8 protein-coding genes and 3 pseudogenes are annotated in these 12,487 nt (G+C 66.7%); all 11 read right to left on the reverse strand.

Going from position 1 to position 12,487, the window contains the following annotated elements:
* Nucleotides 1-296: pseudogene (locus tag NKG60_RS21570) on the reverse strand (IS110 family transposase); the annotation flags it as partial.
* A 74-nt stretch (nt 297-370) separates the two neighbouring features.
* Nucleotides 371-565 (reverse strand): annotated as a pseudogene (locus NKG60_RS21575) (transposase); the annotation flags it as partial.
* 542 nt (nt 566-1,107) lie between these two features.
* Nucleotides 1,108-2,157 (reverse strand): type 2 isopentenyl-diphosphate Delta-isomerase, encoded by a 1,050-nt coding sequence (gene fni / locus NKG60_RS21580; protein WP_352975489.1) that lies wholly within the window; start codon nt 2,155-2,157, stop codon nt 1,108-1,110.
* An 85-nt stretch (nt 2,158-2,242) separates the two neighbouring features.
* A complete protein-coding gene (locus tag NKG60_RS21585) occupies nt 2,243-3,145 on the reverse strand; it encodes a terpene synthase family protein (protein ID WP_352975490.1) in 903 nt (300 codons plus the stop codon).
* Complete coding sequence (locus tag NKG60_RS21590) at nt 3,142-4,692, reverse strand: hypothetical protein (protein ID WP_352975492.1); 1,551 nt, start codon at nt 4,690-4,692, stop codon at nt 3,142-3,144. Before NKG60_RS21590 ends, NKG60_RS21585 begins: the two co-directional genes overlap by 4 nt.
* A 147-nt stretch (nt 4,693-4,839) precedes the next feature.
* The gene (locus NKG60_RS21595; protein WP_352975562.1) at nt 4,840-5,832 is read right to left on the reverse strand and encodes a polyprenyl synthetase family protein; all 993 of its coding nucleotides are present in this window, start codon (nt 5,830-5,832) and stop codon (nt 4,840-4,842) included.
* A gap of 154 nt (nt 5,833-5,986) precedes the next feature.
* Nucleotides 5,987-7,330 carry a cytochrome P450 gene (locus NKG60_RS21600; protein WP_352975495.1) on the reverse strand — a complete coding sequence of 448 codons (1,344 nt, stop codon included), beginning with the start codon at nt 7,328-7,330 and terminating at the stop codon, nt 5,987-5,989.
* On the reverse strand, nt 7,330-8,172 hold the full coding sequence (locus tag NKG60_RS21605; RefSeq protein ID WP_352975564.1) for an SDR family oxidoreductase: 843 nt from the start codon (nt 8,170-8,172) through the stop codon (nt 7,330-7,332). Before NKG60_RS21605 ends, NKG60_RS21600 begins: the two co-directional genes overlap by 1 nt.
* 168 nt (nt 8,173-8,340) lie before the next feature.
* Nucleotides 8,341-8,484: pseudogene (locus tag NKG60_RS21610) on the reverse strand (ferredoxin); the annotation flags it as partial.
* Complete coding sequence (locus NKG60_RS21615; protein ID WP_352975567.1) at nt 8,468-9,757, reverse strand: cytochrome P450; 1,290 nt, start codon at nt 9,755-9,757, stop codon at nt 8,468-8,470. The gene NKG60_RS21615 and the pseudogene NKG60_RS21610, both read right to left, overlap by 17 nt.
* Nucleotides 9,758-9,851: 94 nt before the next feature.
* Nucleotides 9,852-11,054, reverse strand: a complete 1,203-nt coding sequence (locus tag NKG60_RS21620) for a cytochrome P450 (protein ID WP_352975496.1) — start codon at nt 11,052-11,054, stop codon at nt 9,852-9,854.
* Nucleotides 11,055-12,487: the final 1,433 nt, after the last annotated feature.

Raw genomic sequence — 12,487 nt, forward strand, 5'->3', positions numbered from 1 at the left:
TTGTCGATGCCGCGGTCGCACAGGAAACGATGCAGCCAGAAACCGTCGTAGCCGGCCTCGTAGCACGACATTACCCGAACCGGACGCGTCAAGGCGGCCTGCGCCTGTTCGCGCCGGTGTTCAATGAGAGCCATAAGCCCTTCGGTGTCACCTCCTTGCAGGCGATGCAGGCTGATCTTGTCGACCGCCGGCGAGTGCAGGGCCACAAGCCAGGTCGACTTGCTCAATTCCAGCGCCATGAAAATTGTGGCAGTCTTCTCGTCGACGGGCGGCAGAGCAACGGATGAGAGGTTCATGAGACGTCTCCAGGGTTAGGATGTCGGACCCCGAAACCTTACCTGAGTTCCGCCGCCCGTCGCCTCATGGGATCTTTTGCGCCCTGGCCGTGTCGATGGAACTTGACGATGGTGGCGTCTACCATGTCGTATTCCATGTCCGGCTGGCCCGAGCAAGCCTCGAAAAGCCGAATGAAAACATCGGCTTTGACCCAACCTCGGTATCGCGTGAAAACGCTGTTCCACTTTCCGAAGAGGGCAGGCAGATCACGCCACGGACTACCAGTCCGATCGACAAGCCGATGTCGCCCGTGGAACAGGCTCTCCCAGCTCTTGTCTATGCGGACCTCCTTCCGGCATGTGTCGCCAAATTCGTTCCGGCCCTCGATCGCAACCGTCCATTCCACCGCCATCGCTTTGTCTCAAAACGACGCTGATGGACTGCTCGAGCAATAACAAGCCGTGTTTGACCCCAGATAAGTCAGGGGTCTCCTCACGAGCGACCGCGCATGACTCGCGTTCAATGTGGATCGGTACTCCTTCATTGCAATGGATTTGCACCATTTAATCCATGCCGGCCTCCCGGCGCACCTTGTTCCGACGCCTTCAGGGGCTCAGCTCGGTCGGCGTGACCGATCACCCCGATCAAGGCGTCGACATAGGCGTCGAATGCGGCTCCACTCTCGGCTGTCCGGTCGGGCATGGCGGGGCGATTTCCTGATCACGAAGCAGCACCCTCACAAATCCCCGACCAGCGCGAATCCCCCCGCATCCCCGACTTTCTGACTCAGCAAGACCAGCCGCCCGCCGCCACGTGCGGGCGACGCCGGCATCAACCGGCGGGCAGATGCGCCGAGGGCAGCAAGCGCGCCTGACGCAACGCCGCCAGATCAGCCGAGCCGGTGCAGAAGCAGGCGACGGCCAACTGGCGGATGATGATCTCGAAATGCGCGACAACCGCCTCGGTGGATACCGTAGCCGCGCGCAGCACGCCGGCCGCCTGCCCGACGATGTCGGCGCCCAGGCGGATGGCCTTGGCCACGTCGACGCCGTCGCGGATCCCGCCCGACGCGATCAGCTTCACCGTTGGCAGCGCCCGACGTACCGCCTGCACGCTGGCCGGGGTCGGAATCCCCCAATCGGCGAACGCCATCGCCACTGCACGGTCGGCGGCATCGCGGGCGCGCTCGCCCTCCACCGCGGCCCAACTGGTGCCGCCGGCGCCGGCGACATCGATCACCGCCACGCCCGCCTCGACGAGCGCACAGGCCACCGAGGCGGACAGGCCCGAACCCACTTCCTTGGCCACGATCGGCACGCCCACTCTGCGCGCGGCGCGAGCGATCTGCGCCAGGACGCCGCGCCAGTCGCGGTCGCCCTCCGGCTGTACCGCTTCCTGCAGCGGATTGAGATGGACGATGAGTCCATCCGCCTCCAGCGCATCAACCGCCCGGCGCGCCAGGTCCAGGCCGTCGGCCTCGCGCAGTTGCGCGGCACCGATATTGGCCAGCAAGGGAATGTCTGGGGCCAGGCGGCGCAGCGCGCGCGTCAGCCCCTGCGAGTTGCGGGATTGCAGGCTCACGCGCTGCGAACCGACGCACATGGCGATCCCCAAGGCTTGCGCTGCCTCGCTCAGATGCCGGTTGATGGCCTCGGCGCGTGGCATGCCGCCGGTCATGGAGCTGATCAGCAGCGGCGCGCGCATGGTCTTGCCCAGCAGCGAGGCGCGCAGGTCGATCTGCGTCAGGTCCAAATTGGGCAATGCGCAGTGTTCGAAACGGATGTACTCCCAGCCGGCGGCGACCGTGGCCGGCGCCGTTCGCCGATCCAGCACGATCTCCAGATGGTCGTCCTTGCGCCGGCTCAAGGCGGTGTCGCTCATGCTCGCTCAATCCGTCGCATCGGGCGACGGCGTTGCGTCGGATCGGACCGACGGCAGCGCGCGCACGCCGCCGCGTCCCGCGCGTTCAGGCCGACGCACGCTGGCCTCCCCTCGCAGCGTCGCTGCCGTAGCGGCTGGTCGAGGTCTGGTAGTACTGCGCGCGGATGGTCGCCATGGCCTCGATCAACGGTTCCCACGGCGCGGGAAAGCGTTCTTCCGCCATCACCCGGTGCAGCATGCGCGTATGGCCGGCCAGCTCGTCGTTGAGGAACTCCACCACAGGCATAGCCGGATAGCGCTGCAGCAGCAGGATCGCCGCGTTGTCGGCCTCGCCGGCCGACCTGTCCTTGTCGCGTCCATGCAGATCGTTCTGCAGGCGCCCTATCGCGGAGATGAGCCGCAGGACCTGGCGAAACGCCGGACGCGCGCGCAAGGTCGCCATGTCCAGTCCCCACAGCAAGGACAGGCAACAGAACACGTTCGTGTAGGCGATCGAATCGATGCCGTTGTGCAGGTACTCGGCGTAGGACCAGCGTTCCGCCCCTGCCGCCTGCGCGCGTCCGGCGCGCAGCGCCGCGCAGTAGCACCGGGTATCGTCGAGAAGCTGAGCATAGTCGCGACGATCGTAGGCGAGCGCGGCGAGTGAAGCGCGCAGCACATCACAGCCCTCGAATCCGGGGAGCGCGCACGGCACGCCCTGCCCCAGCGCCTGCTCCACCGCAGCGAGCTGCTCCGGCGCGATCAGGCCAAGGTCGTTGCAATCGTCGAGCCAGAACAGCAGCGCCAGTTCGCGATAGAACGCCACGATCAGCGTTTCGTCCTGCGGATCGCGGCCGGTGCGGGCGCTGGTGTCGCGCAGGCTCGGGTGAATGCGCTGCAGGATGTACTGGCCGCCCCTGACCGCTTCCACGGCATGCTCGTCGGCGAACCCGGTCAGGGAACGCCCCCACTCCAGCACCTGCTGCAGCGCGCGTTCGGTCTGGATCATGGCGCCGCTCCTGCTCCCTCGGCCAGGACGCGCCGCCCCCAACGAAGCGCCAGCCACAACCCGGCGAGTTCGGCCACGCGCACCACCCGGGTGGGGCAATACAGTTCCTTGCCGATCCACAGCGGCGTCTGCGGCCATGCATGCGCCGCATGGCGGGCGAGCATCCACTCCAGCGCACGCGCAACCGCCTGCGCGATGCGCCGGCGCCCTGTCGGTTCTTCGCTCCCGTCCATCACGTGCAACGCGAACAGCGCATAGGCGGTTTCCTCGAATGTGGACGCGCGACCGGCGCCCCAGCCGCCGTCGTCGCGCTGCGCCTGCATGAGCGCCGCCAGCGCGCGCTCGTCGCGCCACTGGGGCTTGCCTTGCGCCAGCGCAGCGACCGCATGCGCGGTGGGATACAGCCACGAAACGTGCCATTTTTCGTTGTCCCATAGACCGTGCGGATTGCGATTGGCCTCGACGTAGGCGCTGGTGCCGGCCGCGGGCTTTCCCAACATTCGCAACGCATGCAGGGCATGGATGTTGGTCGACACCGAGGCATTGCGCTCGCCGGGGAAGGTGACGAACAGCTCGCCGATTTCGAAATGGCGCAACGCATCGACCGCCGTGGCGCGGCCTGCGAAGCGCAGGACGCACATCGCAACGGCGGTGTCGTCCGCATCGGCCGCGAAGTGCAAGGCCGGGCCCAGACCGCGCACGCCTAGGCGGGCGTCGAGCTGCGCGACGATCACTTGCACCGCCTCGGCGAGCGCGGGATGCGCGAACAGCCCGGCCAGATGCAGGGTGTACAGCGACCAGCACGGCTCGAACACATTGATCGGCCAGACGTTGGGAACGACACCTTCGATGCCGCTGCGCGTCGCCCGCGATGCCGCCTGCAGATACGCGTCGGCGCGCCCGACCTGCGGCGTGCTCCCCTGTGTCACGGCGTGCGCACGCCACGCGGCGGTGGCCGCCGGACTGATGCCGATGCTGCCGTCGTCATCCGGGCATGCGGTGGTCGGCGATGTCCCCCAGGCTTCCCAGGAGTGCAGCAACGGATGGCCGCTCGGCAATGTCGCCACCGCCCCCAGCTTGACCAGGCACGCTTGCCGCAACGGCAACAGCGCCGGGTGGCGCGGAAACGCCACGCCGCCCAGCAAGGATGCGGCCTCGCCGCACAACTGCGGCAGGATCAGCTCCGCGCCGATCGGCGCATCTTCCGGCACCGCATGTGCGTAGGGATCGGGCTGGCGCTCGAGGAACCGGGTTGCAGCCTGGACTGCGTCGGCAGCGCCGGGAAGAGGATCGGCACGCTGCAATGCCAGCAACGCCGCCCACGTGGGCGCATGGCGGAACAGCGGGAAGTCCGCACTTCCCCATCCGCCATCGGCCTGTTGCTGCGCGATGAGCCACGCGTATGCGTCCTGCCGACCGGTGACGTTGCCGTGGAACTGCAGAGCTCGCGCCGTGTCGTAGACGGACGGACCGACGCTGCCGCCGTCGCTCATCTCGCTCAGCAGGTGGCGCAATTCGGAAAGGATCTGTTCGGACAGCGCGTTCAAGCGGGATGTTCCTTTTGCAGAGGGCTAACGACAACCAGGATCGGGCAGACGCCGCGCACGTCGCCGCCGGTTCGGACACAGTGCAGCATGCACCGCCCGCCGGCCGATCGCAGCAGCACAGGGGCGAGTCCATGCGGACGGACGCGCTCATGCGTATGGCGCGGACAGATACACGTTGGCCCGCTGCAGCATCTGCGCCAACCGTTCCGCACGCGGCCCCAGCGGGACGATGGCCTCCCCGGCGTCGCGCAACAAATCCAGCGCGAACTGGCGCGCTGGCTGCAGCCCCATAATCGACGCGCAGGTCGGCTTCTGCGCCGCCGCGTCCTTGCCGGGGGTCTTGCCCAGCGTCGCGGTATCCGCTGTCGCGTCGAGAATGTCGTCGACCACCTGCAACGCCAGGCCGAAACAGGCGGTGTAGCGATCGAGCGCACAGTACAGCGCAGCGTGCGCGGCATCGTCCGCGATGGAGTATAGCGCGCCCATGCGAACGGACGCGCGCACTAGCGCTCCGCTCTTCTTCCGGTGCATCGCCACGATCCTGTCCAGCTCGGCGTGCTTTCCGACCAGCGACAGATCCATGGCCTGCCCGCCTGCGGCACCCTCGGCGGACACGGCCTGCGCCAGTTCGCGCACGAGCGCGATACGGTTGTCGCCCGGCGCATCCAGGCTCGCCAGGGTCAGGAAGGCGTGCGCCTGCAGCGCATCGCCGACCAGGATCGCAGTGGCTTCGCCGAACTTGACGTGCACGGTCGGAAGGCCGCGGCGAAGCACGTCGTCGTCCATCGCGGGCAGGTCGTCGTGGACCAGGGTACAGGCGTGCATCATCTCGATGGCGGCGCCGACGTCGTCAAGCATGTGCGCCGGCGTGTCGGCCAGTGCGCCGGCAGCCAGACAGAGCAAGGCGCGGGTGCGCTTCCCGCCATGCAAGGTGGCGTAGCGCATCGCCGCCATCAGCTCGGTCTCACCGTCGTCTTCGGCGCAGAGAAGACGCGCCAGCGCCTGTTCGACCCGCTTTGCGCCGTCCTGCATCCAGATCTCCGGCAGCAGCCTGCCGGATGCGCCGCGCGCCTGCGCGCCCAATCCGCGGAGCGCGGAAACGCCAGTTCGGTCGTCGTGTAGCGTGGAACCGGTCTGCATGTTTTTCATGTCCTTGTACCTGACACGAGATGACCACAGCGAGCGCCAAGCCGCAGCGGTGTTGCCGGCGTCGCACCGAGCGCGTGCGCTGAGTGCAGCAATGCCGCGCCTCGCCGGCGCCGCTGCCTCGCCACACGGGGCATGCGATGCCAGCTCATGAGAAGCCTATGCGGATTGCCATGGACGGATGTGCGGTCGGGTAATACCGCCGGCCTTTTTCGACGCCGCTCAGCAACCGCGGCCGCACCCCGGCCTTGTGCATGATCAGCGCCAAGGCGATGCAGAACTGCACCATTTCCAGCCATACCAGTTGGTAGCCGATGCAGACGTGTGGGCCGGTACCGAACTGCAGCATGTCCACCGGCCGGATCGGCTCCGTGCGTTGCAGCCACCGCGCCAGGCGGAACTGATCAGGCGCCTCGTGCAGCAGCGCCGAGGTCGAGAAATGCAGCAGCGGGATGCACAGATGGGTGCCCGCGGGAATGCGCCGTTGGCCGAGTTGCAATTCCTGCAGGGCGCGACGCGGCAGGAGCGTGGTCGCCGGATGCAGGCGCAGCGTCTCCCGGAACAGCGCCTCGGCGACCGGACACTCCGCCAGGTCCGCGTGCCGGGTCGGCACCGCGCCCACGCGTTGCGCCTCCTCGACCAGGGCGTCCCACAGCACAGGCTGCCGCGCCAGTTCGATCACCATCCAGGCCATCGTCGAGGCAGTGGTGTCGTGACCGGCAAGCAGCAGCAAGCGGATATTGGCGACCAGGACGTCATCGGAAAGCGCATCGTCGCTGCGGTCGAAGGCGCTCACCATGTCGTTGATCAACCCGGTGCGCGCGGCATGCGCGCGCGCGTCGCGGACGAACTGGCGCAACTGCGCGTCGATCCAGTCTCGGGCGGCGCGGCCGCGCCGCAAGGGCAGTCCGGGCAGGTCGACCGGGGGCGCGACGATCAACTGCAGCAGTTGCCGGTACTTGCGATGCCATCCCGGCAGGTCCTGCGCGGGGATTCCCATGAGGCTGAAGATGAGCTTGAGCATCAGGTCGCCGGTTTCGCGCAGGATGGTTACGTCGCCGTGGTCGCGCCACGCCTGCACCCGCGCCCAGATGACGGGCGCGAACAGGTCGCCGATGCCGGCCTGGGTCAGCCCCTTGGGCAGGAACGCCGCCTTGATCGCATCGCGCGCCTGCCGGTGCGCGCGGCCGTCCTGGGCAACCAACGTTCCGCCAAGCAATTCGGGCGCGATCTCTTCGATCAGCGCCGAGGACACGTCCTTGTGCCGGAGCAGTGCGAACGCATCCGGATCCACGCAGGTCATCAGGTGTCCAGCAGGGCCGAAATCCAGCCAGAAGTGGCTGCCCAGCGTCCGTTCTGCGCGCTGCAGCAGGCGCGGCAGGTCGCAGACGATGGCGGGAAGATGCCCGACCAGGGGGAAAGCGCCAGGCATGACCGGGATGTCGCATCGCAGCCGGTGCCGACGGTTGAGCGGGTTGAGCAGCATGTCCATCAGCAGCGCGCCGCCGCCGCCGATTCGGTGTCGCCGGCAGGGCGCGCGGCGCAGCTGTTGCCACCGTCGGCGTATGTCGGCACATGCGCCAGCATGCCGCCATCGATGCACACGACCTGGCCGGTGATGAACGCAGCATCGTCGGAGAGCAGGAACGCCACGAGCGCGGCCACGTCCTCGGGGCGGCCGACGCGCTGCAGGAGCTGGTGACGGCGCAGATGCCGTTGCATGCACTCGTCCAGCTTGGCGAGGAGACGCTCGGTCATGACGAGACCCGGCGCAACGGCGTTGCAGCGGATCTGCGCATGACCGTATTGGGTGGCGAGCGAAGCCGAGAGCATGTTCATCGCCGCCTTCGACGCGGCGTAGGACGTCTGCGCGGTGTCCCCGCTGAGTCCCTGGCACGACGACATGTTGACGATCGCGCCACCGCCGCGGGCGATCATCCGTGGGATGGCCTGCCGGCAGCAGAGCAGGGTGCCGCGCAGATTGGTCGCCATGGTCTGATCCCAGACCGCCAGGTCCAGGTCGAGGATCGCGCGGTCGCGCGGGGTCAGATGCATGGCGCTCGCATTGTTCACCAGCAGGTCGACCCCCCCGAAGTGCCGCTCCGCCGTCTCGAACAGCGCTGCCACCGCCTCCTCATCGGCGATATCCATGGCTATGGGCAGCGCGTGGCCTGCTTCGGCCGCGATCTGCGCGGTGCAGGCGATGGCCGCCGAGCCATCAATGTCGGCCACCACCACTCTGCCGCCCCCGCGCGCGATGGCGAGAGCGCATGCCTTGCCGATGCCGGCGCCGGCGCCGGTCACCACGGCCACCTTGCCTTCAAACCGTCCCATCGTGTCTCCTGAATTGCATTGGTCTTTCGCGGCATGCCGCTCGGCCTCCGCCGGAGAAGGCGCAGGGTCGGCGCTGGCGCGCTCGTCATGGCCAGCGTCGCTTTCGATGACCCGAATGGCGGCGACCGGGCACTGGTTGGCCGCAAGCCGCACGGCGGCGTGCAGCGCCTGCGGGACCGTCGCCACGCACACTTCGGCCACGCCGTCCGGTTCGCGCTGGCGAAAGGTGCCCGGCAGCGTCAGCACGCACTGCCCGGTAGTTCCGCACAGATCCTGATCGACCAGTACGCGCATCTCAGCCCTCCTGCCCATGCAGCCGCACCGGCAGCGCGCGGAACGTCCTAAGGAACGCGGAGGGCTCCCGGGTCGGCTGCTCGGCCAATGCCAGCGTGGGGAAGCGCGCCTGGATCCGCGGCAGGCTCTCGGCTAACTGCACCCGGGCCAGTTGCGCACCAAGGCAGAAGTGGATGCCGTGGCCGAAGGTCAGCATGATCTTCCCGTCGATCGACATGCCAGGACTGGTGCCGTAGAACCGCACGGGATCGAAGCGGTCGGGATCGGCGAAGGCGTCCGGGTCGCGATTGCCGGCCGCGATCAGCACGCGCACGTCCGCGTTCTTCGGGATCACCACGCCGGCCAGTTCGATGTCGCGCTGGGCGATACGCGGAATGGAGCTGAACATGGCGGGCGCGTCGTAGCGCAGGGCTTCTTCGACGAATGCCTTCACCCCCACGGCATCTCCCCTCAGCCAGTGCCGCTGTTCGGGATGCGCCAGCATCGCCAGGACCGCATGGCCGATGGCCGCGGCAGTGGTGGCGAAGCCGCCCAGCAGCATGCCCCAGAGCATGCTGATCAATTCCGCATCCGACAGCATCTCGGCATCGTCGTCGTGTGCGCCGACCAGCATTGACACGATGTCGTGGCGGGAATCGGTGCGCTTGCGCTGTATGAGGTCGCCGAAGTAGGCCTGCACCCTGGCGCTGGCCGCGTCCCCCGCAGCGAGTTGGGGATCGCTGGCGTGCGGGCTCAGGCCTTCCAGAATGGCGCTGATGCCGGTGACGAGCCCGAGAATGTCGTCCCGGGGCATGCCGAACAGTTCGCCGAAAACCAGCATGGGCAAGGCCAGCGCGAATTCCCGATGCAGGTCCACCGCCTCCCCGCGCTCCAGCGAGGGCGCCATGCCGTCCAGGCGCGCTGCGACGATGCGAGCGATGGTCGGCCTCAGGTTGTCGATCTGGCCCATGGTGAAATCGCGCGAGATCAGCCGGCGCAGACGCGTATGCGTCGGTGGTTCCTTCATCGCTAGCGTGGAGGCCAGCAGCTTGAGTGACAGGCTGGTCGCCGCACGCGGGAAATAGCGCGCCAGTTCGCCCGGCGCCGGTCCTCGAAAAGCATCGCCCGTGGCCTTGAGCGCCCAGTAGATGTCGGCGTGGCGGCTCAACAGAAAGAGGCCCGACGCCGCGCGATGCACCGGATCGTGCTCGCGCAACCACCGCATGAATGGATACGGGTCGTGGATGCACGCTGGCGACGCCAGTTCGGCGAAGGCGTCCCGGCATGCTGCCGTGGTTTCTTGCACGTCCATCTTGATCACCTGTTGGCTGGCTGATCTGATCGGCGCGCGCCAGGCGCGCCGGCAAATTGCGGAGAACATCGCGATTCCCGGCGGCGTCCGCGCATCACCAGAGCACCGGGAACTCCTCGAACCCGCCAGTGATGATCTCCTTGCGCAACTTCAGTTCTTCGGGCGCCACGGCCAGGCGCAGCGCGGGAAAGCGCTGGAAGATCGAACCGAACACCACCTTGAGTTCCAGCCTGGCCAGCGCCGCGCCGATGCAGTAGTGCGGCCCATGGGAGAACGCCAGGTGCGGGTTTTCGTCACGTCCAATGTCGAAGATTTCCGGGTCGTTGAAATGGCGCGCATCGAACGACGTCGCCGGCAGGCCGACAAGCACCTTGCTCTCCGCAGGAATATCCACGCCCGCGATGGTCACGTCGGTCCTCGGATAGCGCATGATGCCGTCCCAGCCCGCGCCCGGCGGGTACATGCGCAGGATTTCCTCCACCGCCTTGTCCACCAGGGATGGATCGCCGACCAGGCGTTCGCGCTGTTGCGGATGGCGGAACATGGCCAGCAGGCCGAATTCGATCTGCGCGACGGTGCTCTCGTGCCCCGCCACCAGCATGCCCGTCGCCAGGCCGATCGCCTCTTCCTCGGTCGCCTTGCCCTGGTCGACCGCCGCGAGCAGATCCGTCAGCAGGTTGTCGCCAGGATCCTGGCGCTTGTCCCGCATCTTGACGCGAATGTAGGCGCGCAGTTCTTCCCAGGCCAAGCGCGACGCGCTGCGCGGGCCGCTTTCATGCTGGTGGGTCATCACCTCGTCGGACAGCCCGGCGAAAAAGGCGTGATCCTCGTAGAGCACGCCCATCAGCGCGCTGATGACCATGGCCGGAAGTGGAAAGGAGAGGTGGCGCCGCAGGTCGGCGGGCTGGGGCTGGGCCGCCAGTGTCTCGAACAACTGCGCGGCGATCACCTCGACCTGCTGCGCGAGCAGCTTCACCCTGCGGTTGCTGAAGGCCGGCGCCACGATCGTGCGTAACCGGGCATGCTCGCCCCCCTCGTGCGAGACCAACCACCCCGGCGATCCGAGAATCACCGAATCCGGGGTGAATGTCGCCGGCGGCATTCCCGAGGGCCGGAACGCCGCGTCGGACAGCACCGCCTTGGCTTCATCGTAGCCTGTCACCCACCAGCCTTCGTGCCCGGACGGGAAGCGCACGCGGTGGATCGGACCGTTGGCGCGTTGCGCCAACATCTCGGGCGAGGGCTCGATGTGATCGACGCGCCACATCGGCAGCGTCGGCAAGGGTTGTTCGGACATGGTGGCACTTGATCTCTAAGCGATGGGAGGGCGGAAGGTGACCGGCAGGCGCTGCGGGCAGCGAATGGCTTAGGAAGGCATGTAGACGACCGTCCTCCGCAGCGTAGCCCGATTCGATTATCAAGGTCGGCCAACGTGTAACTGCCTAGGCATACCGCGCGGCGAGATGCAGAACGTTATCCTGCGCCTTCGAGTTCAGGATAAGGCGAGCGTGGCGGGCCTTTGAGCCGCAGCCGGCCATCAAGATTTCCTGCGCAAGGGTCGACAAGGGCGGCGAGCCTGTTTGGTAGGGGCGGTTTCGCCGAGGCCCCTTCCCATAGAATGCTATCTGATGCGGATTTGACATTTTGCTTTTCTTTCTTCGTTCTATCGATCGCGGTGCCATCCACGAAATGAAGGTCGGTCGGCGGCTCCCGGCCCGCAACGAAGGAGCTTCAAAACTCGTGCCAATTTGGCCGACCCAGCAGAAGAAAAAAATTGTCATTGCTTTTCATCGGGTTAGCCTGAGGCCAGACAAGAGCTCGGCGAAATAGGCCGGTGTCGCGGGCCAACAAAGGCGACAGAACAGTGTCGGATAGTACGCCTCGGCGACCTTTCGGTCGGGCTTGCGACATTCTGGTCCAGTTTCGAACATAAGAGGGTGGCAAATAGACACGATTGGGGGATTCGATCCTCACGGAGTCAGGCGCTTGCCGAAGCGCGCGCTCATGGTTGCTGCGACAGGCGCATGTTCGCGAAAGCGGAGCCTGCGCACGCAAGAACACGTTTGCGGCAGACGCTACGAAATCGCTGCAGTGCCCGCCGGTGTGAGATAGGGCATCGGCTCGGCTTTCGGTTCGTCTTTGTCCAGCCGGTGCGGAAGCGCCGCATATCCGCACCATACAGCACCCTTGTCGAGCGTGCTGACGAGGCGGTTATAGGCGCGCCCGGTCTTGAAGACACGGTCCTCCCAAGAAAAAGGATCGCTCCAAAAGCACCTCTATTTGAAATGGCACGCCGCTTGCTGCTCCTGGTCAGAGCCCATCAAAACACGATGAAAGCGACTTGCGCCATGCCCGACACGCGAAGCTCTAGACAGTGGCCTGAGGAGACGGTGCCCGTTCCCGCTGAACATCGGTACATGATCTCCTCCGGAGGTCCGTGCTCGGCAGCCGCTTTGCGCACGGCTGGTCCGATGCCGGCACGCCAACACATGGCGCTCGCGCAATTGCCGTTTACCGGTTCTGATCAACATGTGAGTGCCCAAGAGCCCCATCAAAGAGCCACCGAAGCCAAGGTCGGCGGGTCACTGGCAAACTTCGACAATACGCCGAACCAGCTCAGTAACGCGGGTCTCTTGCGTGAAGTCACATTTGTGGCCTCCACACGCGTCCGATATTGGCTACTTCGGGCCCGCTATCACTTTGTCCCGGGCACGAGCGCGAGCGATGGAT

Origin of the sequence: Mesorhizobium sp. M1428 (genome assembly GCF_040317515.1) — a bacterium.
Classification (GTDB): domain Bacteria; phylum Pseudomonadota; class Alphaproteobacteria; order Rhizobiales; family Rhizobiaceae; genus Mesorhizobium.